The organism is Leifsonia sp. KNZ12-8B (genome assembly GCF_056755495.1).
Genome location: NZ_JBPGXM010000020.1, coordinates 1 through 26,216, shown reverse-complemented (window position 1 = coordinate 26,216; position 26,216 = coordinate 1). Strand labels below are relative to the sequence as shown.

Annotated in this window: 24 protein-coding genes and 1 pseudogene; 22 read left to right on the top strand and 3 right to left on the bottom strand. The window is 72.3% G+C overall.

What is annotated here, in order from left to right; genetic code table 11:
• Positions 1–52: 52 nt before the first annotated feature.
• The 15 genes from hrcA to leuA all read left to right on the top strand — a co-directional run bounded on the left by hrcA (position 53) and on the right by leuA (position 18,116).
• Complete coding sequence (gene hrcA, locus ACR9ZG_RS05285; protein ID WP_481283776.1) at positions 53–1,072, top strand: heat-inducible transcriptional repressor HrcA; 1,020 nt, start codon at positions 53–55, stop codon at positions 1,070–1,072.
• Between the two features lie 43 nt (positions 1,073–1,115).
• Complete coding sequence (gene dnaJ, locus ACR9ZG_RS05280) at positions 1,116–2,228, top strand: molecular chaperone DnaJ (RefSeq protein ID WP_481283775.1); 1,113 nt, start codon at positions 1,116–1,118, stop codon at positions 2,226–2,228.
• Position 2,229: 1 nt separating this feature from the next.
• Complete coding sequence (locus tag ACR9ZG_RS05275) at positions 2,230–2,958, top strand: 16S rRNA (uracil(1498)-N(3))-methyltransferase (protein WP_481283774.1); 729 nt, start codon at positions 2,230–2,232, stop codon at positions 2,956–2,958.
• A gap of 95 nt (positions 2,959–3,053) precedes the next feature.
• The gene (locus ACR9ZG_RS05270; protein WP_481283773.1) at positions 3,054–3,419 is read left to right on the top strand and encodes a histidine triad nucleotide-binding protein; all 366 of its coding nucleotides are present in this window, start codon (positions 3,054–3,056) and stop codon (positions 3,417–3,419) included.
• Positions 3,409–4,503 (top strand): PhoH family protein, encoded by a 1,095-nt coding sequence (locus ACR9ZG_RS05265; protein ID WP_481283772.1) that lies wholly within the window; start codon positions 3,409–3,411, stop codon positions 4,501–4,503. The genes ACR9ZG_RS05270 and ACR9ZG_RS05265 overlap by 11 nt, the downstream gene beginning before the upstream one ends.
• Before the next feature lie 10 nt (positions 4,504–4,513).
• Entirely contained in the window at positions 4,514–4,975 is a 462-nt protein-coding gene (ybeY, locus tag ACR9ZG_RS05260) for an rRNA maturation RNase YbeY (RefSeq protein WP_481283771.1), read from the top strand.
• A gap of 8 nt (positions 4,976–4,983) precedes the next feature.
• A complete protein-coding gene (locus ACR9ZG_RS05255) occupies positions 4,984–6,360 on the top strand; it encodes a hemolysin family protein (RefSeq protein WP_481283770.1) in 1,377 nt (458 codons plus the stop codon).
• Entirely contained in the window at positions 6,357–7,250 is an 894-nt protein-coding gene (era, locus tag ACR9ZG_RS05250; protein ID WP_481283769.1) for a GTPase Era, read from the top strand. Before ACR9ZG_RS05255 ends, era begins: the two co-directional genes overlap by 4 nt.
• Before the next feature lie 80 nt (positions 7,251–7,330).
• Positions 7,331–9,199 (top strand): sensor histidine kinase, encoded by a 1,869-nt coding sequence (locus tag ACR9ZG_RS05245; RefSeq protein ID WP_481283768.1) that lies wholly within the window; start codon positions 7,331–7,333, stop codon positions 9,197–9,199.
• Positions 9,196–9,903, top strand: a complete 708-nt coding sequence (locus tag ACR9ZG_RS05240) for a response regulator (RefSeq protein ID WP_481283767.1) — start codon at positions 9,196–9,198, stop codon at positions 9,901–9,903. Before ACR9ZG_RS05245 ends, ACR9ZG_RS05240 begins: the two co-directional genes overlap by 4 nt.
• Positions 9,904–9,987: 84 nt before the next feature.
• Positions 9,988–10,749, top strand: coding sequence for an ABC transporter ATP-binding protein (locus ACR9ZG_RS05235; RefSeq protein WP_481283766.1), 762 nt, complete (start codon positions 9,988–9,990; stop codon positions 10,747–10,749).
• A complete protein-coding gene (locus ACR9ZG_RS05230) occupies positions 10,746–12,185 on the top strand; it encodes an ABC transporter permease (RefSeq protein ID WP_481283765.1) in 1,440 nt (479 codons plus the stop codon). The genes ACR9ZG_RS05235 and ACR9ZG_RS05230 overlap by 4 nt, the downstream gene beginning before the upstream one ends.
• A 181-nt stretch (positions 12,186–12,366) precedes the next feature.
• Complete coding sequence (locus ACR9ZG_RS05225; RefSeq protein WP_481283764.1) at positions 12,367–13,668, top strand: alpha/beta hydrolase; 1,302 nt, start codon at positions 12,367–12,369, stop codon at positions 13,666–13,668.
• Positions 13,665–16,202, top strand: coding sequence for a phosphatidylglycerol lysyltransferase domain-containing protein (locus tag ACR9ZG_RS05220; RefSeq protein WP_481283763.1), 2,538 nt, complete (start codon positions 13,665–13,667; stop codon positions 16,200–16,202). The genes ACR9ZG_RS05225 and ACR9ZG_RS05220 overlap by 4 nt, the downstream gene beginning before the upstream one ends.
• Before the next feature lie 138 nt (positions 16,203–16,340).
• Complete coding sequence (gene leuA, locus ACR9ZG_RS05215; RefSeq protein ID WP_481283762.1) at positions 16,341–18,116, top strand: 2-isopropylmalate synthase; 1,776 nt, start codon at positions 16,341–16,343, stop codon at positions 18,114–18,116.
• Positions 18,117–18,231: 115 nt separating this feature from the next.
• Here leuA and ACR9ZG_RS05210 read toward each other — a convergent pair whose 3' ends face one another.
• Entirely contained in the window at positions 18,232–18,978 is a 747-nt protein-coding gene (locus ACR9ZG_RS05210; protein WP_481283761.1) for a trimeric intracellular cation channel family protein, read from the bottom strand.
• Between the two features lie 32 nt (positions 18,979–19,010).
• Here ACR9ZG_RS05210 and recO point away from each other — a divergent pair, with 32 nt between their 5' ends.
• From recO to ACR9ZG_RS05190, 4 genes are read left to right on the top strand one after another with little or no spacing between them, the layout of a single operon-like run.
• On the top strand, positions 19,011–19,838 hold the full coding sequence (recO, locus tag ACR9ZG_RS05205) for a DNA repair protein RecO (protein ID WP_481283760.1): 828 nt from the start codon (positions 19,011–19,013) through the stop codon (positions 19,836–19,838).
• Positions 19,835–20,647: an isoprenyl transferase gene (locus ACR9ZG_RS05200; RefSeq protein WP_481283759.1), complete on the top strand. Its 813-nt coding sequence runs from the start codon at positions 19,835–19,837 to the stop codon at positions 20,645–20,647. Before recO ends, ACR9ZG_RS05200 begins: the two co-directional genes overlap by 4 nt.
• A gap of 29 nt (positions 20,648–20,676) precedes the next feature.
• Positions 20,677–21,348: a DsbA family oxidoreductase gene (locus tag ACR9ZG_RS05195; protein ID WP_481283758.1), complete on the top strand. Its 672-nt coding sequence runs from the start codon at positions 20,677–20,679 to the stop codon at positions 21,346–21,348.
• A complete protein-coding gene (locus tag ACR9ZG_RS05190) occupies positions 21,345–21,524 on the top strand; it encodes a hypothetical protein (protein WP_481283757.1) in 180 nt (59 codons plus the stop codon). Before ACR9ZG_RS05195 ends, ACR9ZG_RS05190 begins: the two co-directional genes overlap by 4 nt.
• Positions 21,525–21,627: 103 nt before the next feature.
• On the opposite strand, the gene ACR9ZG_RS05185 is transcribed toward ACR9ZG_RS05190, so the two are convergent.
• Together ACR9ZG_RS05185 and ACR9ZG_RS05180 are read right to left on the bottom strand one after the other, a co-directional pair.
• The gene (locus tag ACR9ZG_RS05185) at positions 21,628–22,512 is read right to left on the bottom strand and encodes a DUF559 domain-containing protein (RefSeq protein ID WP_481283756.1); all 885 of its coding nucleotides are present in this window, start codon (positions 22,510–22,512) and stop codon (positions 21,628–21,630) included.
• Positions 22,513–22,629: 117 nt separating this feature from the next.
• The gene (locus tag ACR9ZG_RS05180) at positions 22,630–23,175 is read right to left on the bottom strand and encodes an aminoacyl-tRNA deacylase (protein WP_481283755.1); all 546 of its coding nucleotides are present in this window, start codon (positions 23,173–23,175) and stop codon (positions 22,630–22,632) included.
• 34 nt (positions 23,176–23,209) lie between these two features.
• Between ACR9ZG_RS05180 and dusB the strand changes: the two genes are divergently transcribed.
• The 3 genes and pseudogenes from dusB to ACR9ZG_RS05165 form a co-directional block, all read left to right on the top strand.
• Positions 23,210–24,436, top strand: coding sequence for a tRNA dihydrouridine synthase DusB (dusB, locus tag ACR9ZG_RS05175; RefSeq protein ID WP_481283754.1), 1,227 nt, complete (start codon positions 23,210–23,212; stop codon positions 24,434–24,436).
• Entirely contained in the window at positions 24,426–25,706 is a 1,281-nt protein-coding gene (locus ACR9ZG_RS05170) for a deoxyguanosinetriphosphate triphosphohydrolase (protein WP_481283753.1), read from the top strand. Before dusB ends, ACR9ZG_RS05170 begins: the two co-directional genes overlap by 11 nt.
• Before the next feature lie 81 nt (positions 25,707–25,787).
• A pseudogene (locus ACR9ZG_RS05165) lies at positions 25,788–26,216 on the top strand (hypothetical protein); the annotation flags it as partial.

The following is a 26,216-nucleotide window of genomic DNA, read 5'->3' as shown; positions in this document are numbered from 1 at the left end:
AGAGCATTGAGTGCCAGTTCCATCGGATGACGAGTCGGCAGGAGGGGTTCGCATGGTCTCGGAACGCAGCCTCGAGGTCCTTCGCGTGATCGTCCAGGACTACGTGGCCTCCCGCGAGCCGGTGGGGTCGAAGAGCATCGTCGAGCGGCACGCGTTCGGCGTGTCCGCGGCGACCATCCGCAACGACATGGCGGCGCTGGAGGAGGAGGAGCTGATCGCGGCCCCGCACACCTCCTCCGGGCGCGTGCCCACCGACAAGGGCTACCGCCTGTTCGTCGACCACCTGGCGGAGGCGCGGCCGCTGACCCCCGCGCAGCGCACAGCCATCGAGGCGTTCCTCGGCCAGTCGGTCGACCTCGACGACGTGCTGTCGCGCACGGTCCGCCTGCTCTCGCAGCTGACCAACCAGGTCGCGCTGGTGCAGTATCCCTCGGTGCAGCGCTCGCGCATCCGGCACGTGGAGCTGGTCTCGCTCGCGCCGCGCCGCCTCCTGAGCGTGCTCATCACCGATTCGGGGGCGGTCGAGCAGCGGGTGATCGAGTTGTCCGGCGAGCTCACCGACGAGGAGATCGCCGAGGTGCGCGGATCCGTGAACGGCGCCGTCGCCGGCCTGTCGCTCGTCGACGCCGCGGCCCGGCTGCGCCTGCTGCCCGGAGCGCTGACCGAGCGCACGCGCGCGATCGTCGAGCCGGTGGCGAGCGCGCTGCTCGACCAGATCGCGGCCAACCGGCACGAGAAGCTCGTCATGGCCGGCGCCGCCAACCTGGTGCGCACCGAGACCGACTTCCCCGGCACGATCACCCCGGTGCTGGAGGCGATCGAGGAGCAGGTGGTGCTGCTGCGCCTGTTCGACGAGATGGCGCACGAGCAGCACTCCGTCGCGGTCAGCATCGGCCGTGAGAACCCGGTGATGGGGCTCGCCGAGACCTCTGTCATGTCCAGCGGGTACAGTGCCGCGGGGTCCGACGTGGCCCGCGTCGGGCTGCTCGGCCCGCTCCGCATGGACTACTCCGGCAACATGGCGGCCGTCCGTGCCGTCGCACGCTACCTCTCGCGCCTCCTCGGCGACTAGCCGCCCCGCGAGACACACCCACGACAAGAAGGAACAGCCTTACGTGGCCGACCACTACGAAGTCCTCGGCGTTGACCGCAACGCCACCCCCGACGAGATCAAGAAGGCGTACCGCCGCCTGGCGCGGGAGCTGCACCCCGACGTGAACCCGAGCGCCGAGGCGCAGGAGCGGTTCAAGCTCGTCACCCACGCCTACGACGTGCTCAGCGACCCGCAGCAGCGGCAGCAGTACGACCTTGGCGGCTCCACCGGCTTCGGCGGCGCCGGCCCGGCCGACTTCGGCGGCTTCGGCGACATCTTCGAGACGTTCTTCGGCGGCGGTGGAGGCGCGACGCGCGGTCCCCGGTCGCGTCGCGAGCGGGGACAGGACGCCCTGCTCCGGGTGGAGGTCGACCTCGACGAGGTCGTCTTCGGCACGCACCGCGACCTGGAGGTCGACACGGCCGTGGTCTGCGAGACCTGCAACGGCTCCTGCTGCCAGCCGGGCACCGCGCCGGTCACCTGCGACATCTGCCACGGCACCGGCAGCATCCAGCGGTCGGTCCGCTCGCTGCTCGGCAATGTGATGACCTCGAGCCCCTGCGGCACCTGCCGCGGCTACGGCACGGTCATCGCGACGCCGTGCGTCACCTGCCAGGGCCAGGGCCGGGTGCGCGCCCGCCGCACGGTGCCCGTGGACATCCCCGCCGGCGTCGACACCGGCCTGCGGCTGCAGATGCCGGGCTCCGGCGAGGCCGGCCCCGCCGGCGGCCCGAACGGCGATCTGTACCTCGAGATCAAGGTCAGGCACCACGACGTGTTCAGCCGCGACGGCGACGACCTGCTCTGCACGCTCGAGCTGTCGATGACCGACGCCATCCTCGGCACCACCGCGACCGTCCACTCGCTCGACGGCGACATCCGGCTGGAGCTGAAGCCCGGCACGCAGAGCGCGGACATCATCACGGTGAAGGACCGGGGCATCACGCACCTGCGCGGCACGGGCCGCGGCGACCTCCGGGTCGGCATCCAGGTGGTCACGCCGACGAAGCTCGACCACAAGGAGAAGGAGCTGATCAAGAAGTTCGCGGCCGTGCACAAGGGCCAGGAGCCGTCGCTCGCGCGGTTCCAGCAGGGCCTGTTCGCCAAGCTGCGCGATCGCTTCCTGAACCTCTGAGATGAGCTCGCTCTACCTGCGCGAGGACCTCGACGACGTCGTCGTCGGCGCCCGGCTCTCCCTGACCGGGGCGGAGGCGAAGCACGCCGCGACGGTCAACCGCACCCGCCCGGGCGAGTCGGTGCTGATCGGCAACGGCCGCGGCCTGGTCGCCGCGGGCGAGGTCATCGTCGCGACGAACGCCGAGCTCACCATCGACGTGGAGGCGGTGGAGCGCGTCGAGCGCCCGTCGCCCAGGATCACGCTGGTGCAGGCGCTCGCGAAGGGCGACCGCGACGAGCTGGCCGTGCAGGCGGCGACCGAGCTGGGCGTGGACCGTGTGGTGCCGTGGTCCGCCGCGCGGTCCGTCTCGCGCTGGGAGGGGCAGAAGGTCGCCAAGGGCCGCGACCGCTGGGCGGCGATCGTGCGGGAGGCCGCGAAGCAGTCGATCCGCGCGTGGACGCCCGAGGTGGCGGAGCTGGCGACGACGAAGCAGGTCGCCGCGCTGGCGTCCGGGGCGCGCCTCCTGATCCTGGAGCCGGGAGCCTCCGCGCCGCTCACCGCGGTCGAGGCGGACGGCCGCGACCTCGTGCTCGTCGTCGGCCCGGAGGGCGGGATCGCGCCGCAGGAGCTGGCGGCGTTCCGCGAGGCGGGCGCCGAGGCGGTGCGCCTGGGCGACACCGTGCTGCGCACCTCCACCGCGGGCCCGGCCGCCCTCGCCGTGCTGAACGCGGCGCTCGGCCGCTGGTGACGGCGGAGCCCGTCCCGCCCACGCGCTCCCGGTGCCTCTTTCGCCCCCGGTGAACGGCCGCCCCGGCGTCGGCGCTCACCCGTAGGATGGAGGGTATGGAGACTGCGGAGCCCTCGATCTTCTCGCGCATCATCGCGCGCGAGATCCCGGCCGACATCGTCTACGACGGCGACCGCGTCGTCGCGTTCCGCGACATCGCGCCGAAGGCGCCGGTGCACCTGCTCGTCGTTCCCAAGACGCAGGAGTACCGCGATGTCGTCGAGCTCGCCGCCGGCGATCCGGGCCTGCTCGCCGAGCTGGTGGCCACCGCGAAGCGGCTGGCCGACGAGCACGGCAGCGGCGACTTCCGCCTGGTCTTCAACACCGGCGCCGGCGCCGGCCAGACCGTGTTCCATGTGCACGCCCACGTACTGAGCGGAGACGCCGAGCGCCCGCTCGAGGAAGGAAGCCTTGCCGACTAGCGAATCCACGCCCGCTGCTGGCACCCCCGCCGACGGAGGGGCCGAGGCCCTGCTCAGCGTCGACGGCGTCCAGATGGTCCGGCTGCTCGGGCCGCAGGACCGGCTCCTGACCACGCTGGAGCGCCAGTACCCGCAGGTGAGCGTGCACGTGCGCGGCAACGAGATCCGCCTCACGGGCGACGCCGCCCAGGTGGAGTCGGCGCGGCGCCTGATCGAGGAGCTGCTGCAGATGGTGCGCAACGGGCAGGAGATCAGCCCGGCCGAGGTCACCAGCTCGGCTCGCATGCTCGAGACCGACCTCAACCTGAGCCCGGCCGACGTGCTCAGCCAGGCGATCCTGACCGCGCGCGGCAAGAGCATCCGGCCGAAGACGCTCGGCCAGAAGAACTACGTCGACGCGATCGACCACAACACGATCGTGTTCGGGATCGGCCCCGCCGGTACCGGCAAGACCTACCTGGCGATGGCGAAGGCGGTGCAGGCCCTCCAGCGCAAGGAGGTCAACCGCATCATCCTGACGCGTCCCGCGGTGGAGGCCGGCGAGCGCCTGGGCTACCTGCCCGGCACGCTCACCGACAAGATCGACCCCTACCTGCGGCCGCTGTACGACGCGCTCAACGAGATGATGGACCCGGACCTGGTGCCGAAGCTGCTCGCGGCCGGCACGATCGAGGTCGCGCCGCTGGCGTACATGCGCGGCCGCACCCTGAACGATTCGTTCATCATCCTCGACGAGGCGCAGAACACGACTCCCGAGCAGATGAAGATGTTCCTGACGCGTCTCGGCTTCGGCTCCAAGATGGTCGTGACCGGCGACATCACGCAGGTCGACCTCCCGAACGCGGCCAGCGGTCTGCGGCTCGTGACGCGCGTGCTGAACGACATCGACGACATCCACTTCGCCAGGCTCACCAGCGAGGACGTCGTCCGGCACACGCTGGTCGGCCGGATCGTGGACGCCTACACCGAGTACGACGCGCGCCAGCAGGCGCGGCATTTCGAGCGCGAGCAGGCGGCCGAGTTCGCCAACCGCGCCGAGCGCCGCACCGGCACGCCGCGCGACCACCTTCCGAAGCGACGATGAGGGCGACCCCGTGAGCATCGAGATCAACAACGAGTCGGCCATCGAGGTCGACGAGTCCGCCCTGCAGCGCCTGGCCGGCTACGCGTTCGACATCATGCACGTGCACCCCGACGCCGAGCTCGCGATCGTCCTGGTCGACGAGGCCGCGATGGAGCAGCTGCACGTGCAGTGGATGGACGAGCCGGGCCCGACCGACGTGCTGAGCTTCCCGATGGACGAGCTGCGCCCCGGCACCGAGGACGAGCCGTCGCCCGCCGGCCTGCTCGGCGATGTGGTGCTCTGCCCGCAGGTCGCCCAGATGCAGGCCGAGACGGCCGGGCACACGCTGATGGACGAGCTGCTGCTGCTGACCACGCACGGCATCCTCCACCTCCTCGGCTTCGACCACGCCGAGCCGGCGGAGGAGCGGGAGATGTTCGGCATCCAGCGCGACATCCTGGTGGGCTTCTCCCGCTACGACCGACAGCGCTAGGCACCCGCATGCTCGCAACGCTGTTCTTCATCGTCGCGTTCCTGCTCGTCGCGTTCGGCGGCCTGATGGCCGCGGTCGACTCCGCCATGGGCGTGCAGTCGCGCGCCGACATCGCGGACCTCGCCGAGACCTCCCGCGCGAAGAAGTCGCTGAGCGCGATCGCCGCCGACCCGGACCCGCACTTCAACGCGGTCAACTTCTCCCGCATCATCGCGGAGACGACCGCGGCGGTGCTCGTCACCCTCGCCTTCGAGCAGATCTTCGAGGAGTGGTGGATCTCGCTGATCCTGTCGGCGCTGATCATGACCGCGGTCTCGTTCGTGCTGGTCGGCGTGAGCCCGCGCAGCGTCGGCCGGGCGAACTCGCAGCTGCTGCTGCGGCTCGCGGCGCCGCTCGTGCGCTTCGTGCGCGTGGTCCTGGGCCCGATCCCCGGCGGCCTGGTCGCCCTCGGCAACCGGGTCACGCCGTCGCGCGCCCGGTCGGCGCCGGTGACGAGCGAGGAGCAGCTGCTCAGCATCGTCGACGAGGCGACCGCCTTCGACGTGCTCGAGGAGGACGACCGCGAGCTCATCCACTCGATCTTCGAGTTCAACGACACCGTCGTGCGCGAGGTGATGATCCCGCGCACGGACATGATCGCGGTCGACGCCTCCTCCGGCATCGGCACGGCGATGGGCCTCTTCTTCAGCAAGGGCGTCTCGCGCATGCCGGTGATCGACGGCGACCCGGACGAGGTCGTCGGCATCCTCTACCTGCGGGATGTCGCCCGGCTCAGCTTCGAGAGCACGCTCGGCGCCGACACGGTGACGCTGCGCGAGCTGGCCAGGCCCGCGCTGTTCGTGCCGGAGTCGCAGAAGGCCGACGCGCTGCTGCGGCAGATGCAGCGCGAGTCCAACCACCTGGCCATGGTCGTGGACGAGTACGGCGGCATCGCCGGGCTGGTCACCCTCGAGGACCTCATCGAGGAGCTGGTCGGCGACATCTCGGACGAGTACGACCACGAGCTGGCCCTCGTCCAGGACCTGGGCGACGGCCGTTACCGCGTCGCCACCCGGATGCCGATCGACGACCTCGGCGAGCTGTTCGACGTGGAGATCGAGGAGGACGACGTCGACAGCGTCGGCGGCCTCGTCGCCAAGGCGCTGGGCCGCCTGCCGGAGGTCGGCTCGACGGTCGCCGTGCACGGCCTCCGCTTCACCGTCGACCGGGTGGAGGGCCGCCGCCGGCACGTGAGCACAGTGCTCGTGGAGCGCGATGCGGCGCTGATCCCCGCCCAGGATGTGGAGCCGGAGCGCGACCGCGGTCGTGACCGAGACCGTGATCGCGACCGTGACCGCGATCGCGACAGAGACCACCACCGCCAGCCCCAGGAGGAGCGCCCGTGACCGAGTACCACGCCGGCTTCGTCTCGTTCGTCGGCCGCCCCAACGTGGGCAAGTCGACGCTGACCAACGCCCTCGTCGGCGAGAAGGTGGCGATCACCAGCTCGAAGCCGCAGACCACCCGCCGAGCGATCCGCGGCATCGTGCACCAGAAGGACGGCCAGCTCATCCTGGTCGACACGCCGGGCATCCACCGCCCGCGCACATTGCTCGGCGAGCGGCTGAACACGCTCGTGCAGTCCACGCTCGGCGACGTGGACGTGATCGGCTTCTGCATCCCGGCCGACGAGAAGATCGGCCCGGGCGACCGCTTCATCAACGAGCAGCTCGACGAGTACCCGCGCGCCAAGAAGGTCGCGATCGTCACCAAGATCGACCGGGCGAGCCGCCCGCAGGTCGCCGAGCAGCTGCTCGCGGTGTCGGCGCTGCGCGAGTGGGAGGCGATCATCCCGATCTCGGCGACGAGCAGCATCCAGCTCGACACGCTGACCGGTGAGCTGATGAAGCTGCTGCCGCCGTCGCCCGGCCCGCTGTACCCGGACGACGCCGTGACCGACGAGGGCCTGGAGGACCGGATCGCGGAGTACATCCGCGAGGCGGCGCTCGAGGGCGTGCAGGACGAGCTGCCGCACTCGCTCGCCGTGACGATCGACGACATCGTGGAGCGCGACGACAAGGATCTCGTCGAGGTGTACGCCAATTTGTTCGTCGAGCGCGACAGCCAGAAGGCCATCGTGATCGGCAAGGGCGGCAGCCGGCTCAAAGAGGTCGGGGCAGCCGCCCGCGGGCCGATCGAGGAGCTGCTCGGCCGCCACGTGTTCCTCTCCATCCGGGTGAAGGTCGCGAAGGACTGGCAGCGCGACCCGAAGCAGCTCGGGCGGCTCGGCTTCTGAGCCGACCGGCGCGTACATCCCGAGGATGATTCCCGCCGCTCGGCTCCGCAGCGCCCGCACGCTCCCCGTACCGTAGAGATATGCCCGATCGCCGCCGCCTCCTGAGCACCCTGGCGCCGCGCCGCTGGGTGCTGGAGCCTGCGCTCGCGGTGCTGCTGCTGGTCGCGTGGGTGCTGACCGGGCTGCCGTCCGACGCCGCCGCCGCTGTCGCTCTGCTGCTCTACGGAGCCGCGGTGGCGCTGTCGCGGGTGCTGCCTGCGGTGGCGCTCGGGATGGTGTGGCTCGGCGTGCTGGTGGAGCTGTCCGAATGGGAGCAACTTCCCGGCTCGTTCCGGATCATCGCCGCGGTCGCCGTGCTGGTGGTCGTGATCGGCGTGACGGCGCACGGCGGCCGGGTGCTGCGGTGGACCACGCTGGCGTCGGCGATCCTCATCGGCCCGGCGATGGCGTATCTGTTCACCGTGCGCGGGGAGCTGAAGTTCGCGCGGTTCGGGCCCGTGATCGCCGGGTATTACACCAGTCAGGGCGTCGGCGTGCTGCTGATGAGCGTGCTGATGGCGGTCGTCTTCGCGGCCGGCTGGCTGCTCGGCTTCCTGATCGCGCGGCAGCGTGTCGCGGCCGCCGCGGAGGACCAGGGCAGCTCGGTCCTGCTCTGGCTGGCGTCGTCGGGCGGGGTCGAGACGTCGGAGGACGAGCCGGACCGGCCCGGCCTCGTCCGCCGGCTCTCGCGGCGCGAGCTGACCTTCGACATCGTCGGCGCGGCGCTGCTCGCCCTGTTCTGCCTGTTCGCGGACTCGTCGATGCTCGGCGGGCTGACGGGCCCCGGCGGCGACCGCTCGGCCTTCCTGGTCATGGTCGCCATCGCCGTGGCGGTCGCGCTGCGCCGGCTCTCGCCCGCGGTGTCGCTCGCGCTCGCCTGGCTGGGCGCGGTGCTGCAGATGACCACCGGCCACAACATCCTGATCAGCGATGTCGGCATCCTCGTCGTGCTCTACGCCACCGCGGCCTACGGCGACCGCGTGGTGCGTTACGCCGGCCTGATCTCGGCCGGCCTTGGCGCGTTCGTGGCGGCGCTCTACCTGACGCTGACCTCCGCCCTCGGCCAGGACTACTTCAACCTGCTCTCGACCTCGCTGACGAGCCTCGCACTGCAGTTCGCGTTCCTGTTCATCGTGAGCGTCACCGTGCTGGCGCTGTCGTGGGTGCTCGGCCTGCTCATGCGCACGTGGCGCACCGCGCGGTACTCCCGCCGCGCCCGCGCCGCCGCCGAGCTCGACCGCGCGCGTGCCGTCGAGGACGTCGTCGTGGAGCAGGAGCGCACGCGCATCGCCCGGGACATGCACGACGTGGTCGCGCACTCGCTCGCCGTCGTCATCGCCCAGGCGGACGGCGCCCGCTACGCGCGTCACGCCGACCCGGAGGCGGTCGACCAGGCGCTCACGACGATCGCGGCGACCGCGCGCTCGGCGCTGACCGACGTGCGCGTGCTGCTCGCCGAGCTCCGCCACTCCCAGGCAGAGGGGCCGCAGCCGACGCTGGAGGACGTCGACCGGACGGTCGATCAGATCCGCGCGGCCGGCCTCCCTGTCACGCTGGAGCGCACCGGCGAGCTGGCCGGCCTCGGCTCGGCCCAGCAGATCGCCGCATACCGGATCGTGCAGGAGGCGCTGACCAACGCCCTCCGGCACGGCGACACCACCCGCCCCGCCGAGGTCGTCCTCGCCCGGGTCGACCAGAGCGCCGGGGGACCGGGGCTCGCCATCACCGTGAGGAACACCATGAAGCACCAGCCCGCCGAACCGCCGACCACCTCCGGTGCACCACGCGTCGGCCACGGACTGCCCGGGATGCGCGAGCGCGCCTCGCTCGCGGGCGGCAGCCTGACCGCCGGGCCGGTCGGGACCGGGTTCGTGGTGTCGGCGTTCCTGCCGGCGGGAGCGGCGGCATGAGCGCCGAGGAGCGGGTGGAGGCGCCCGCCGAGCCGCGCATCCGGGTACTGCTGGTCGACGATCAGGCGCTGTTCCGCGCGGGCGTGCGCATGCTGGTCGGGTCGCAGCCGGACCTGGAGCTCGCCGGGGAGGCGGCGAACGGTGCCGAGGGCGTCGAACTCGCCCGCAGCCTCCGCCCCGACGTCGTGCTGATGGATATCAGGATGCCGGTCATGGACGGCATCGCCGCGACCACCGCGATCGTCGCCGACGCCGAGCGCGCGGGCCGGACCCCGCCGCGCATCGTCGTGCTGACGACCTTCGACCTCGACGAGGCGGCGGCGCGCGCCATCCGTGGCGGGGCGAGCGGTTTCGTGCTGAAGGACGCCGAGCCGGAGTTCCTCCTCGCGGCCATCCGGACGGTGCACGCGGGCAGCGCGGTCATCGCCGCGGGGGCGACGCGGGAGCTGTTCCAGTACTTCTCGGACGACCGTCCCGCGAAGCCGGAGCCCGCCGAGTTCGCGACCCTCACCGCCCGGGAGCGCGAGATCTTCGTGCTGGCCGCGCGAGGGCTGAGCAACGCCGAGATCGCGGGGACCGAGTACCTCAGCGAGGCGACGGTGAAGACGCACATCAGCCGCATCCTGGCCAAGCTCGGCCTGCGCGACCGCGTGCAGATGGTCGTCTACGCGTTCGAGCACGGTCTGACCGGCGCGACCGAGTAGGACGCAGGATCATCCTCGCGGCGGACCCGGGATGGCCCTCCCGCCCGATCCGGCGCCAGGGGGACGCTCCCTAGCGTTGAAGGCATGCAGACCACCACACAGCCGACGCGGCACGTCGCGCGCGTCGAGGACGCGACCAGGACCTACGGCAGCGGCGCGGGCCGCGTCCACGCCCTCGCCGGCGTGACCCTCGGCATCCCCGCCGGACGCTTCACCGCGATCATGGGGCCGAGCGGCTCCGGCAAGTCGACGCTGATGCACGTCATGGCCGGCCTCGACGGCGTCACCAGCGGGCGCGTGTTCCTCGGCGACACCGAGATCACCGGCCTCGGAGATACCGAGCTCACGCTGCTGCGCCGCCGCCGCGTCGGCTTCGTCTTCCAGTCGTTCAACCTCGTCCCGACGCTCGACGTCGCCGCCAACCTCCGCCTCCCGTTCGAGCTCGACGGCCGCCGCCCGACGCTGGAGGAGGACGAGTGGATGGACCACCTCGTCGGCATCCTCGGGCTCGGCGACCGGCTGACCCACCGCCCGCACGAGCTCTCCGGCGGTCAGCAGCAGCGCGTCGCGATCGTCCGCGCGCTGGCCACCCGGCCCGATCTCGTCTTCGCGGACGAGCCGACCGGCAACCTCGACTCGCGGACCGGACGCGAGGTCCTGGCCGTGCTGCGTCAGGCCGCGAACGAGTTCGGCCAGAGCATCGCGATGGTCACCCACGACCCCGTGGCCGCGAGCTACGCCGACGGGATCGTGTTCCTCGCCGACGGCCGTATCGTCGCCGAGCGCGAGCGCTCCAGCGCCGAGGAGATCTCCGCCTACATGCTCGGGATGGAGGCGCGCGCGTGATCCGGGCCTTCCGCGCCAACGCCAGGGACCACCGGGCGACGATCCTCGTCGCCGCGCTGAGCGCCGCGTTCGGCGTCGCGCTGCTCGCCTGCACCAACGTGCTCGGCGCCTACATCGGCGCGACGCAGCTGGGCGATCACGGCTCCGTGCAGCTCGCCCTCCTCCTCGTCGCCGGCGTGTTCTTCGTGATCGCGGCCTACGTCGGAGCGGTCGTGACCACCAACACGGTCGCCACCATCATCGCGGGCCGGGTGCGTACGATCGCGCTGCTGCGCCTGCTCGGCTCGACCGCCCGCGCGCAGCGGCGCGCTGTCGCCGGCGAGGGCTTCGTCGCGGGCGCGCTCGGCGCCGTGGGCGGGGGAGCCGCAGCCGCGGCGCTCTCGCTCCTGGCCGTGCGGCTGTTCACCCTGGGCGGCGTGCTGCCGGACGTCCCGTACCCGGTGCTCACGCCCTCCCTGCTGGTCCCGGTCGTCGTCGTGATCGCGACCACGTGGCTCGCGTCCTGGGCCGGTGGACGCCGCGTGCTCACGGTCACCCCGCTGGAGGCGCTGGGCGCCGCGCAGGAGCCGCCCGCGCGAGCCGTCCGCCGGCCGGGCCGCCTGGCCGCGTCGCTGCTGCTGCTGGTGCCCGGCATCGCGCTCCTGGTCTTCGGCCTGCTGCTCGGGCTCGGGGTGTTCGCCCAGTCGAAGATCGACCTCCTCATCATCCTGGGCTTCCTGGCGGTGCTGGTCGCGCTCGTCGGCGGCGTGCTCTCGTTCACCGGGATCGTGCTCGCCGGTCCGTTCTTCCTGCCCCCGATCCTCCGCGCGACGGGCCTGCTGCTCGGGCGCGGAGCGGCCGGGAGGCTCGCCGCCGCCAACGCGGCCCGCAACCCGGAGCGCAGCTCGCGCACCGCCATCGGGCTCGTGATCGGCGTGACCCTGATCACGATGTTCGTCGTCGCCTCGGAGACCTGGCTGCGGGTCATCCGCACGGCCGCCGCCGCAGAGCCGGGGATGTACGCCGGCGCGGAGGAGGTCGTGACCGTGGCGATGATCGTCTTCACCGTGCTCGTCGGCTTCTCGGCCGTGATCGCCGCGGTCGGCGTCGTGAACAGCCTCTCGCTCAGCGTGCTCCAGCGCGCGCGGGAGCTCGGCCTGCTGCGGGCGCTCGGCTTCACCGCGACGCAGGTGAAGCGGATGGTGCTCGCCGAGTCCGCGCAGCTGACCGTCGCCTCGGTGGTGACCGGGCTCGTGCTCGGCACCGCCTACGGCTGGATCGGAGCCGAGTCGCTGCTTGGCAGCATCCCGGGCGGCGGACTGCTGCCGCCGGTCGTGCCCCTCCCGTTCCTCGTCGTGGTCGTCGTCGCGACGGCCGCGCTGGCGGTGTGCGCCTCGATCGCTCCGACGCGCCGCGCCACGCGCGTCGCGCCCGTGGCGGCGCTGGCCGTCGACTGAACGCTCGCTCAGCCGACGGGCCCGATCGGGCCCGCATCCCGTGGACCGGCTGCGAGTCGGCTGGAGGATGCTGAGGTCCGGCCTGTCCGTCGGCTGTGCGAGCTATCGTGAAGCGCCCTCACCCGCGGCCCTCGTCCGCGGCGGGCGTCGCATCGACCGGAGGACCACCCTGCACTCGCTCATGACGCTGCGGATCGACGCGCCGGGATTCCTGGCCGTCGTCTACGGCCTCGCCGCCGCGGTCGCCCTCTACCTGCTCGCGCGGCGGGGGATGAGGCGGCTGTTGGCCGGCGTGGCCGCGGCCGTCGGCGGCGCGCTGCTCGGCTGGTTCCTGGTGTGGCTGCTCGACGACGCGTTCGACGTCTTCGGGGTGGGGCTCACGCCCGTCACCACGGCGTGGGTCGCGGCGGGCGTCGCCGGGGTGGCGCTCGCGGTCGCCAACCTGGCCGGGTCGCGGTGGTGGCGCAAAGCGGTCGCCGTGGCCGGCATCCCGCTGTTCCTGGTGGCGGCGTTCGCGGGCGTCAACGTCGACTTCGGCGCCTACCGGAACCTCGACGACGCGCTCGGCGTCGTCCCGTATCGCGGACTCGACCTGCACCACGAGCACGGGGAGGTCGTCGCCGGCACCGACTGGCGGTCCACCGACTGGCGGTCCACCGCACCCGAGGCGTCCGGCGCCGTGCCCGCGGCGGGGGAGGTCGGCACGGTCCGCATCCCCGGCACCCGGTCGCACTTCCCGGCGCGGGAGGCCGTCGTCTACCTCCCGCCCGTCGCCCTGACGGAGCACCCGCCTGCTCTGCCGGTGCTGTACGCGTTCTCCGGCCAGCCCGGCGCCCCGGCCGACATGTTCACCGCGGGCCGCGTCGCCCAGACGATGAATGCCTTCGCCGCCGACCACCTCGGCTACGCGCCGATTGTCGTCGCCGCCGACCAGCTGGGCGGTCCCGGCCGCAACCCTATGTGCGTGGATTCTCGGTCGGGTGGCGACGCAGCGACGTACCTGCTCACGGATGTCAGGGAGTGGATCACCGCGCACCTGCGCGTGAGCTCCGATCCGGCGGGCTGGGGCATCGTCGGCTACTCGCAGGGCGCGACCTGTGCTGTGCAGTTCGCCACCGGTCACCCGGAGCTGTTCGGGTCGGCGCTGGCCTCCTCCAGCGAACTCGGCCCGACCCTCGGCGACGAGCGCACGACGGTCGACAGCGCGTTCGGCGGCTCCCGCGCCGCATACGAGGCGGCGCAGCCCACGGCGATGATGGCGGCGCACGCGCCCTACCGCGACACGCTCATCGTGTTCGGCGTCGGCCAGAACGATCAGCGGTATCTCGGCTACGCCCGGGTGCTGCACGCGGATGCGCAGAAGGCGGGCATCCGGACCGCGCTGCTGGTCTCACCGGGCAGCGCGCACGACTGGAACACCGTCCGGTACACGCTTCGCGAGGGGTTCCCGGCGATCGCGGCGCACCTGGGGCTCGGATCGTGACCGCGGTCACCGCCGTCGGGTGGACGGCCCGACCCTGGGGACTCGTCCGGCGGCATCCCGTGACCGCCGGACTCGTCGTGCTCCTCCTCCTGCTCGCCCTCGTCACCGGGCCGCTGCACGGCCCGCACCGCCCTCTGCGCCTCTGGCTCGGCACCGGCCTCGCACAGCTGACCGACGGCCACTGGTGGTCCCCGCTGACCGCGGTCCTGTTCACGAACGACCTCGGCGAGCTCATCGTCGCGCTGATCGCCGCGGCCCTGCTGGTCGGCTGGGCCGAGCGGCTGATGGGCCCCTGGCGCACGGCCGTCGCCTTCGTGGTCACGCCGGTGGCCGGCGTGCTCGCCGGCGCACTGCTGCAGGCGCTCGGCAGCGGGGCGGAGCAGCTGTGGTCCCGCGGGGTGCGCGAACTGGTCGTCCTCGACGTCTTCAGCGGACTCGCGGGCACGACCATGGCGGCCAGCGCCTTCGCGGGCGTGCTCTGGCGTCGCCGCATCCGCCTCATCACGCTGTTGATCGCCGCGGTGTACCTGCTGTACTCGGGGCTGCCTGCCGACCTCTACCGGATGCTGGCGGTGCTCGCCGGGCTCGGTCTCGGCGTGCTGCTGCGGCCGGGGGAGCGGCTGCACGGCTGGCAGCGCAGCTCCCATCATGAGGTGCGGGTGCTGCTCGCCTCCGCGGTGACCATCACCGCCCTCGGCCCGGTCATCGGGCTGCTGTCGCCCTCCCGCTACGGGCTGCTCTCGCCGGTCGGGCTGCTGTTCACTGACGCCATGCCCGATCGCGGCAGCGTGCTCGAACGCTGCCAGGCGTTCGCCGTCACGCGGGAGTGCGTGCACGCCCTGACGCTGACGAGGATGGACGGCCCCGGGCCGGTCCTCCTCTCGCTGCTCCCGCTGCTCATCCTGCTCGTGGCCGCCGCAGGACTGCTGCGCGGCCGCCGGTTCGCCGTGTGGCTGGCCGCCGCCGTCAACGGGCTGCTCGGCCTGCTCGCCGCCCTGTACTACGGCGTGCTGCCGCTCGCCGGGCAGCGCTTCGTGGCGCCGGGGCGGTACTGGGAGGTCACGCTGAGCCTCGCGCTCGCGGTCGCGGTGCCGCTGGCGATCGCGGTCGCGCTCGTCGTGCTGCGGCGGCACTTCCCGGTCCTGCCGTCGGCCAGGTCGGTGCGCCGGTACCTCGCGATCGTGACCGCGACCGGCGTCGCTCTCGTCCTGCTGTACGTGCTCGTCGGCTGGGCGCAGCGCGATACCGGCTTCACCCGGCCGGTCGACCTCTCCGACCTCCTCGGCGATGTGCTGGAGCGGTTCGTGCCGGTGGCCTTCCTGCGGCACGAGCCGGTGCAGTACCTCCCGACCACGCCGCTCGCCGCCGTCGTCTACCACAACCTCGGTACCGTGTTCTGGCTCGTCGCGATCCTGGCCGCGCTCCCGCCGGTGCTCGGCCACTCGCCCTGGCAGCGCGGCGCGGCGGACGGGGGTCGCGTCCGCCGGCTGCTGCGCCGCGGCGGCGGGGACGCTCTCGCCTTCATGGCGACCTGGCCCGGCAGCAGCCACTGGTTCGACCCGGCGGGGGAGGGCGCGGTCGCCTACCGCGTCGTCGGCCGCGTCGCTCTGACCACCGGCGGCCCGTTCGGCGCCCCGCCGCCGCACGACGGCGTCGTCGAGCGCTTCGCGCGGTTCTGCGACGACAACGGGTGGGTCCCCGTCTTCTACAGCGTCGAGGACGACCTCCTCCCGGCCTTCGACCGGATGGGCTGGTCGACCATGACCGTGGCGGAGGAGACAGTGATCCGGCCGCAGCGGTGGGCGACGACGGGCAAGAAGTGGCAGGACGTCCGCAGCTCGATCAACCGCGCCCAGCGGGCCGGCATCCGCGCCGAGTGGACCGCCTACGCCGCCCTCCCGCTGGCCGTCGCCGTGCAGATCACCGACATCTCCGAGCAGTGGGTCGCCGACAAGGAGCTGCCGGAGATGGGGTTCACCCTCGGCGGTCTCGACGAGCTCCGCGACCCCGACGTGCGGCTCATGATCGCGATCGGAGAGGACGGCCGGGTGGAGGCGGTCACCAGCTGGCTGCCCGCCTGGCGCGACGGCGTCGTGGTCGGCTGGACGCTCGACTTCATGCGCCGCCGGCCGGACAGCATCAACGGCGTGATGGAGTTCCTCATCGCCGAGGCGGCCACCAGGATGAAGACGGAGGGCGCCGAGTTCCTCAGCCTCTCGGCCGCGCCGCTGGCGCACACGGCCGGCGCGGCCGCCGACGACGCCGGGGCGATGGACCGCCTCCTCGCGCACCTGAGCTCGTCGCTCGAGCCCGTGTACGGCTTCCGCTCCCTGTTCGCGTTCAAGCAGAAGTTCCAGCCCGAGCTGCACCCGCTGCTGATGGCCTACCCGGATCCGCTCGCGCTCCCCGAGATCGGCGCCGCGCTCGCCCGGGCATACCTGCCCGGCCTGTCGATGCGGCAGGCAGCACGGCTGGTCAGGCCGGCCCCGGGCGCGCGGGCGTCCGGGCCCGCCCCGGCGGCCCGTGGAGCCTGAGCGGGGCGCCGTGGTACCCTCGACTCTGTGTACGGTCTGCTCCTCCTTAGCTGCCGCGACGAGTCCTAGTTCCGGGCCTCACTCGTCGCGGAGTTCGTCGTCGGCTCTCCACACCACACCGCGACCAGGAAGCAGACCATGAAGAACACCCAGGCGCCGAGCGCCATGCCGATCCACAAGTACCGTCCGTTCCACGAGCAGATCCGCGTCGACCTGCCGGACCGGACGTGGCCGTCGAAGCGCATCACCGAGGCGCCGCGCTGGTGCGCGGTCGACCTGCGTGACGGCAACCAGGCCCTCATCGACCCGATGAGCCCCGAGCGCAAGCGCATCATGTTCGACCTGCTGGTCCGGATGGGCTACAAGGAGGTCGAGGTCGGCTTCCCGAGCGCGAGCCAGACCGATTTCGACTTCGTCCGCAGCCTCATCGAGGAGGACGCCATCCCGGACGACGTCACCATCCAGGTGCTGACGCAGTCCCGGGAGCACCTCATCAAGCGCACCTACGAGTCGCTGGTCGGCGCCAAGCGCGCGATCGTGCACCTGTACAACTCGACCAGCATCCTGCAGCGCGAGGTCGTCTTCCGGACCGACCAGCAGGGCATCATCGACATCGCCCTGAGCGGCGCGCGGCTGTGCAAGCAGTACGAGTCGCTGGTCCCCGGCACCGAGATCTACTACGAGTACTCGCCCGAGAGCTACACCGGCACCGAGCTGGAGTTCGCCGCCGACATCTGCAACCAGGTGCTGGAGGTCTTCGAGCCGACGCCCGAGCGCAAGGTGATCATCAACCTCCCCGCCACCGTCGAGATGGCGACGCCTAACATCTACGCCGACTCGATCGAGTGGATGTCGCGGCACCTGAACCACCGCGAGAATGTCATCCTGTCCCTCCACCCGCACAACGACCGCGGGACCGCCGTCGCCGCCGCCGAGCTGGGGTACATGGCCGGCGCGGACCGCATCGAGGGCTGCCTGTTCGGCAACGGGGAGCGCACCGGCAACGTCGACCTGGTCACCCTCGGCGTCAACCTCTTCACGCAGGGGATCGACCCGCAGATCGACTTCAGCGATATCGACCAGATCAAGCGCACGGTCGAGCACTGCAACCAGCTGCCGGTCGGCGAGCGCAGCCCGTGGGGCGGCGACCTGGTCTTCACCGCCTTCAGCGGCTCGCACCAGGACGCGATCAAGAAGGGCTTCGAGGCGATGGCCGCCGAGGCGGAGCGTCGCGGCGTGACCGTGGACGACCTGGTCTGGGCGGTGCCATACCTGCCGGTCGACCCGAAGGACCTGGGCCGCAGCTACGAGGCGGTCATCCGCGTCAACTCGCAGTCCGGCAAGGGCGGCGTCGCCTACCTGCTGAAGGCGGACCACGCGCTCGACCTGCCCCGCAAGCTGCAGATCGAGTTCTCGGGCGTCGTGCAGGCCAAGACCGACGCCGAGGGCGGCGAGGTCACGAGCGAGCAGATCTGGGCGATCTTCCAGGACGAGTACCTGCCGGCGCCGGCCACCGACCCGGACGCCAAGTGGGGCCGGTTCGAGCTGGGCAGTACGAGCACGACGAACGAGTCGGGCGACCACGTGAGCCTCAGCGTCACGCTGCGCGACGGCGACACCGTGACGAAGGCCAACGGCGAGGGCAACGGCCCGATCGACGCGTTCTTCGACATCCTGAACGCCCGCGGCGTGCAGGCGCACCTCTACGACTACTCGCAGCACACGCTGTCGGCGAGCGAGTCGGCGCTGGCCGCGGCCTACATCGAGGTGGATGTCGACGGCGTGCGCCGCTGGGGCGTCGGCATCGACGCGGACACGACCACCGCCTCCTTCAAGGCCGTCGTCTCGGCCGTGAACCGGGCGATCCGCTCGACCGCCGGCTCGTCGGCCGAGCCGGAGCTCGTCACCGCCTGACCCGCCGCACCCGCGCAACGAAGACGGAGGTGCTTCCGGCCTTGTCGGCCGGAAGCACCTCCGTTTCCTGCTGCTGCCGGCGTGTCATCGAGGACGCTCCTCCGTTCTCAGCGCGTCACTCGGGCTTGTCGATGCGGTACTGCGGGATCGCCCCGGTCTCGGTCCGCTCCGCGGTGCGCTGCTGCGTGGGCCGCCGGCCGAACCGCGGGAAGCGCGGCCGGGGCAGCCGGCCCAGCTCGCGCTGCTCGGGCAGGCTCCAGCCGAACCGAACGGCGAGCAGCCGGATCACGAGCGTCGCGACGACGCACACCGTCACGGCGATGGTGAGCGGAACGCCGACGGAGAGCAGCACGACCAGCACGACGGTGCCGGCCGCGGCGGCGACGGCGTACAGCGACCCCACGTGCATCACGGCGATCGGGAGGTTGAGCAGCACGTCGCGCAGGACGCCGCCGCCCACCGCCGCGACCACGCCGACGAACACCGCGGGGACCTCCGGAAGCCCGAGCGCCAGCGCCTTGCTCGCGCCGATCGCGCCGAACAGCCCGATGGTCAGCGCGTCGAGGAACGTGATGAGCGGGTCGAGCCTCCGGAACACCCTCCCGAGCAGCATGCCGAGCAGGGCGGCGACGACGGTGGCCGGCAGGTACCAGTTCGACTGCAGCGCGACCGGCGTCACGTTGAGCAGCAGGGCGCGCAGGAGGCCGCCGCCGACGCCCGTCGCCACGCCGATGATCGCTATGCCGAGCAGGTCGAGCCGCCGGTCGCGGAAGCCGGAGGCGAACAGGGCGCCCTGGAGGCTGCCGACGCCGACCGCCAGCAGGTCGCCCCAGAGCGGGATCGAGAAGGCGGCGGTCGTCACCAGTCCCTTGTATCACGCGGGATACTGGAGGGGTGCCTGTCTACCGTGATGAAGCCGTCGTGCTGCGTACCCACAAGCTGGGCGAAGCCGACCGCATCGTCACCATGCTCAGCCGCCAGCACGGCAAGATCCGGGCGGTCGCGAAGGGCGTGCGGCGCACCTCCTCCAAGTTCGGCGCCCGGCTCGAGCCGTTCATGGTCGCCGACGTGCAGCTGTACGAGGGCCGTTCGCTCGACGTCGTGACCCAGGTGGAGTCGCTGGGGTCCTACGGCGCGCTGATCGCCGACGACTACGCCAGCTACACCGCCGCGAACGCGATGGTGGAGACGGCCGACCGGCTGACGGACGCCGAGGCGTCGCTGCAGCAGTACCTCCTGCTGGTCGGGGCGCTGCGGTCGCTGTCGCGCCGGGAGCACGGCCCGGGGCTGACACTCGACTCGTACCTGCTGCGCGCGCTGTCGCTGGCGGGCTGGGCGCCGAGCTTCCAGGACTGCGCCCGCTGCGGCACTCCCGGACCGCACGACCGGCTCGTGGTGCAGCTCGGCGGCGTCGTGTGCGCCGACTGCGCGCCTCCCGGCGCCCCGCACCTCGACGCCGCCACCATCGGCCTGCTCGGCGCGCTGCTGACCGGCGACTGGGAGGCGGCGGAGGCTGCGGACGACGGCACCCGCTCGAAGGCCAACGGCGTCGTCGCGGCGTATACGCAGTGGCACCTCGACCGCGGGCTGCGCTCCCTGCAGCACGTGCAGCACGACCGCGAGCCGGCCGACCGCGGTCCGGCCGCTGGCGCGGCGACCGACCGCGCGGCGACCACCCGCTCGCAGAACCGCCCGACCGCCGGCGGAGAGGGAGAGGCATGAGCCCCAAGCCGTACACGCACAAGGACGCGGTCGAGTACCGCCCGCTCGACTGGACCGGGCTGTACCCGCCCGAGATCCCGCGCTCCGCGGTCCCCGAGCACGTCGCCATCGTCATGGACGGCAACGGCCGCTGGGCCAACCGGCGCGGGCTGACGCGCATCGAGGGGCACCGGGCGGGGGAGGCCGCGCTGCTCGATGTCGTGGCCGGCGCCATCCAGGTCGGGGTGAAGCACCTCAGCGTGTACGCGTTCTCGACCGAGAACTGGAAGCGGTCGCCCGACGAGGTGCGCTTCCTCATGGGGTTCAACCGCGACGTGCTGCACCGCCGCCGCGACCAGCTCAACGAGTGGGGCGTGCGCGTGCGCTGGGCCGGCCGCCGGCCGCGGCTCTGGTCGTCGGTCATCAAGGAGCTGCAGTTCGCCGAGCGCCTCACGGCCGGCAACGACGTCCTGACCCTCACCATGTGCGTCAACTACGGCGGCCGCACAGAGCTCGCCGATGCGGTCCGCGGAATCGCCGAGGAGGTCGTCGCCGGGCGCATCAAGCCGTCCGCGGTGAGCGAGAAGCTCATCCAGCGCCACCTCTACCTCCCTGACATGCCGGATGTCGACCTGTTCGTCCGCAGCTCGGGGGAGCAGCGCACCAGCAACTTCCTGCTCTGGCAGAGCGCCTACGCCGAGATGGTGTTCCTCGACACGCTGTGGCCCGACTTCAGCCGCACCGATCTGTGGGAGGCGGTCGAGACCTACGCGGGCCGCAACCGGCGGTTCGGCGGCGCAGTGGATACGCCCACCGCCGCCGCGGAATAACTGCAGGGCTGCAAGGTGTTGCCCTCATCGTGAGCGAACCCATCAAGATCGACGTCTGGTCCGACATCGCGTGCCCCTGGTGCTTCATCGGGAAGCGCCGCTTCGAAGGCGGCAGCGGCCTCTTCGCCGGAGCCGGCGAGGGGCGGGCGGTCGAGGTCGAGTACCACTCCTTCGAGCTCTCGCCCGACACCCCGGTGGACTTCGACGGCAGCGAGGTCGACTTCCTCGCCGGCCACAAGGGCATCCCGGCCGAGCAGGTCGGCCAGATGCTGGAGCGCGTGACCGGCATCGCCTCCACCCTCGGGCTGAACTACGACTACGACAACCTCAAGCACACCAACACCGTGAAGGCCCACGAGCTGCTCCACTTCGCGAAGGCGCACGGCAAGCAGCTGGAGCTGGCAGAGCGCCTCTTCGCCGCTTACTTCGAGGAGGGCCGCCACGTCGGCCGCGCCGAAGACCTCGCCGACCTCGCGGCCGAGGTCGGGCTGGACCGCGCGGACGCGCTCGCGGCGCTCGAGTCGTCGCAGTACCTCGATGACGTCCGCGCCGACCAGCGCACCGCCGCCGAGTTCGGCATCAACGGCGTCCCCTTCTTCGTGATCGACGGCAAGTACGGCGTCTCCGGAGCGCAGGAGGCGCAGACGTTCGCCCAGGTGCTGGAGCAGGTCTGGGCCGAGCGCCAGGCGGTGACCGCGTGAGCGGCGCCGGGGCGCGGGCTGTCGGGGCGGGCGTGCTGGACGGTGCGGACACCGCGGCGGCGCCCGCTGCCGCCGCCGCGACCCCTGCACCGTCGCTGACCCTCCTCCCGCTCGGCGACACCACCGCCGCCGTCTGCGACGGCGACACCTGCGTGATCCCCACGACCACCTCCTGATCCACTTGGCACAACACGCCGTCTCGCTGCAGGGCGAGACCGCGATTTTCGATCCGTTTGTCGCAACACGCCGTCTCGCCGCCTGGCCAGGCGGCGTGTCGCGTCAACTCGATGCGAGCGCGGCCCGCACCCGCGCCACCGCTTGACCGGCGCCTCCGGCCAGGTGCGTCCTGTTCAGGCGGACCACCCGCCAGCCCCTGGCCTCGATCCGCCACAGGCGATCGATGTCGCGTTCGTACTGCCGGGGATCGGTCCGATGCTGGTCGCCGTCGTACTCCACCGTGACCCGGTGTGCGGGATAGGCGAGGTCGGCGTGGAGCAGCCGATCGCCGACGTCGATGGCGTAGTTGACGACGGGCTCGGGCAGCCCGGCCCGCACGATCGCGAGCCGCAGCACGGTCTCCATCGGCGAGTCGGTGCGGGCCCGCACGAGCGGAAGGGCCGCCCGAAGCCGGCGGACACCCGGCCGGCCGGCCGCCGCCTCGACGGCGCTCGTGAGGTCCTGGTGCCGCGCGAGCGGCTGATGCCGCCGCAGCAGGGCGTCTCCGGTCAGGACCAGTTCGTCCTCCGTCGCGAGCGCGGCGAGCTGGCACCATGCCTCCACCGGGGCGGCGACGGGCAGCCCGCGGACCTCCTCCACGGTCACCGCGCACTGGTGGCCGACCACTCCCCGTCGTCGCGGCGCACGATGCGGAGGCGGGACCGCGACGTGGAGGAGCTGGTCGATCAGCCGCGAGGCAACGCTCACCCCGTGCAGCCGTACCGCCGTGGTGTGGCTGAAGCAGCCTCCGTCCGGCAGCACCGGGAGGAGCTCGCGGCAGCGGGCGTCCAGGTCGGCGGCCCGCGCCTCCGCAGCGACCCGGACGCCGTGGTGCGGTCGTACGAGGTCGGTGCGCCGGAGCCGCTGCGGGCGCACGCCGGCGGCGCGCGCCTCCGCGGTGCTGAAGGGGGTGCTGCTGAGGACGGGCGGAAGGGGTGCCGGTTGCATGCGCGCCACCCTGGCACGCCCGGCGCGACGCCGCGGAAGTTCTCCACAGCCAGGGTAACGAGATGGCGCAACACGCCGTCTCGCGGGGGCGTCAGGCGGCGTGTTGCGCCAAACGGATCACTCGGGGTCGGTGATGTCGGCGACCGTCGCGTCGTACGCGGCGATCAGGTCGTCCGCCTCCACGAAGAGGGAGTAGCCGTGAGCGCCCGCGCCCATCGACACGCGGCGGCCGGGGATGGTCGCGTCCGCGACGACCGGCCACGCGGTGGTGCTGCCGAACGGCGTGATCGTCCCGCGCTCGTAGCCGGTCGCCGCCAGGGCGACCGACGCGTCGGGCAGCTGCAGCTTGTTCACGCCGAGGAAGCCGCGCAGCTTCGGCCACGAGATCTTGCGTCCGCCGGGCACGAGCGCGAAGACGAACGTGTCGTCGCTGCGCTTCACGACCAGCGTCTTGACGATGTCGGAGGGCTGGAGGCCGAGGAGGCTCGCCGCCTCCTCCAGACTGCGCGCGGCGGGGCGCTCCACGATCTCGATCGCGACGCCGCGGGCCGCGGCGTCGGCCAGCACGCGGGAGCGGCCGTCGGCGGCGGATTCGGCTGTCCCGGCATTCTCCACCGGGGTCGCGGCGGTCGGGTTGTACACGGATTCGGGGCTCTCGGCCATGCTTCAGCACGCTTTCTGGGAGAATCGGAATCAGATGTCTACCACAGCCACCCTAAGCCCCGCGCCCCGATCGGCCGCCGACGGGCAGACGACCGCCGGCGACCGGCTCGCCATCGGCCCGCTGACCCTCGACGTGCCCGTCGTGCTCGCGCCCATGGCCGGGATCACCAACACCGCGTTCCGCCGGCTCTGCCGCGAGTTCGGGGCCGGCCTCTACGTCAGCGAGATGATCACCTCCCGCGCCCTCGTCGAACGCACGCCCGAGTCGCTGCGGCTCATCACGCACCACGAGTCCGAGACGCCGCGGTCCATCCAGCTGTACGGCGTCGACCCGACGACCGTCCGCGAGGCGGTCACGATGCTGGTCGCCGAGGACCGCGCCGACCACATCGACCTCAACTTCGGCTGCCCCGTGCCCAAGGTCACGCGCAAGGGCGGGGGAGCGGCGCTGCCCTGGAAGCTCGGGCTGTTCCGCGAGATCGTCGAGCAGGCGGTGAAGGCGGCGGGCGACATCCCGCTCACGGTCAAGATGCGCAAGGGCATCGACAGCGACCACCTGACGTACCTCGAGGCGGCGAAGGCCGCAGAAGGAGCCGGCGTCGCGTCGATCGCGCTGCACGCCCGCACGGCGGCCGAGTTCTACTCCGGCCACGCGGACTGGTCGGCGATCGCGACGCTCAAAGAGACGATCACGGGCACCCCGGTGCTCGGCAACGGCGACATCTGGTCGGCCGACGACGCCATCCGGATGGTGGAGCAGACCGGGTGCGACGGCGTCGTCGTCGGCCGGGGCTGCCTCGGCCGGCCGTGGCTCTTCGGCGACCTGGCCGCGGCGTTCCGCGCCCGCGCGGGAGAGATCACCGCCGAGGAGGCGGCAGCCGCTCAGGCCCGGCCGACGCTCGGTCAGGTGGCGGCGACCTTCCGCCGGCACGCCGAGCTGCTGGCCGAGTTCTTCGACAGCGAGGAGCGCGGTTGCCGCGACATCCGCAAGCACGTCGCCTGGTACTTCAAGGGCTACCCGGTGGGCGGCGACCTGCGGGCGAGCCTCGCCACCGTCGACACGCTGGCGCACCTCGACGACCTCCTCGCGACGCTCGACTGGGATCAGGAGTACCCGGGCGAGGCCGCGGAGGGGCAGCGCGGCCGCGCCGGCTCGCCCAAGCGTCCCGCCCTCCCGGACGGCTGGCTCGCCAGCCGCGAGGTCGACGGCGCCACCCGCGCCGAGGTCGCCGAGGCGGAGGTGCACAACAGTGGTGGATAGCCTGACGACGCCGGCGGACACCGCGTCCGACTCCGGCTACACCGACCACGACCGCGAGCGCTGGCACCCGGAGCACCACTCCAACCGGCGCAGCGACTTCGCCCGCGACCGGGCGCGCCTTCTGCACTCGAGCGCCCTGCGCCGCCTGGCCGCCAAGACGCAGGTGCTGAGCCCGACCGCCGGGCTCGACTTCGCGCGCAACCGGCTCACCCACTCGCTCGAGGTCGCGCAGGTCGGCCGTGAGCTGGCGAACGCGCTCGGGCTCGACCCCGACATCGTCGACACGGCGTGCCTCGCCCACGACATCGGCCATCCGCCGTTCGGCCACAACGGCGAGCGCGCGCTCAACGCCTGGGCGGACGACATCGGCGGCTTCGAGGGCAACGCGCAGACGCTGCGACTGCTCAGCCGGCTGGAGCCGAAGGTGTTCGGGCGCGACGGGAGGCCGTACGGGCTCAACCTGACCCGCGCGAGCCTCGACGCCAGCTGCAAGTACCCGTGGCCGGCGACCTCCTCGGTGGCCGACCCGAGCGGTCGCGCCAAGTTCGGCTTCTACGACGACGACCACGCGGTATTCGAGTGGATGCGCGCGGGCGCCCCCGACCGGCAGCGCTGCATCGAGGCGCAGGTGATGGATCTCTCCGACGACATCGCCTACTCGGTGCACGACTTCGAGGACGCCATCGTCAACGGCTATATCGACGTCGCCGCCCTCGGCAGCCGGGTCGACCACGACGACCTCGTCCGCTCCATGCACGACTGGGTCGGCGGCGAGGTCGGCCACGACGACCTCGTGGCCGCGTTCGACCGGCTCGACAGCCTCGACATCTGGCTCGACGGCTGGGACGGCAGCCGGAGGGCGCAGGCCCACCTCAAGAACCTGACCAGCCAGCTGATCGGGCGGTTCGCCCACGCGGCGGTGCACGCCACGAAGGAGACGGCCGGCGGAGGCGACCTCATCCGGTTCGGCGCCGACGTGGTGGTCCCCGACGCCATCCGCGCCGAGATCGCCGTGCTGAAGGGGATCGTCGCCACATTCGTGATGTCGCGCAACACGCGGCAGCCGATCTACGCTCAGCAGCGGGAGATCCTGAAGACCCTGGCCGACCTGCTGTACGCGCGCGGCCCCGAGCAGCTCGACCCCGGCTTCGCCGAGGACTGGCGGCTCGCGGAGTCGGACGAGGAGCGCAAGCGCGTCGTGGTCGACCAGGTGGCCAGCCTGACGGACCAGTCGGCGCTGAGCTGGTACGAGCGCCTGGTCCAGCACTGAACCCCAGACCCGTGCCGGGGCGGGGTTGAATACCCGGCGCGGGTGCAGAACGATGGAAGTCACGGCAGCGGAGGGAGACGCATGAGCACGCCACAGCCACCGTCGGAGGGCGACCGGCCGGAGGAGCCGCAGACCGCGGACTCGCCGAGCACCGGTGCGCCGGACACCGCCGCGGGCGGTGCGACGGGCGGTGCTGCGGGTGCCTCACGTTCTCCGCGTGGTCGCACCGGCGCTGCGAGCGGAGGCTCGTCCACCGCCAAGCGCACCACCGCGTCCGCGAGCACGACCCCGGCGAAGGGCGCGGCCCCGGCGAAGGGCGCGACCGGCGCTGCTGCCCGGAAGCCCGCCGCGGGTTCCCCGGGGGCGACGGGTGCGGCCGCGAAGGCGGCGGGCGTGACGGCCTCGACGGACGCGGCGGACACGTCGGGTTCCGAGACCTCGGCCGCTCCGACGGCTCAAGGGCCGCGTGCGCGCAAGACCACCGCGCCGAAACCCGCGGCGAAGTCCGCG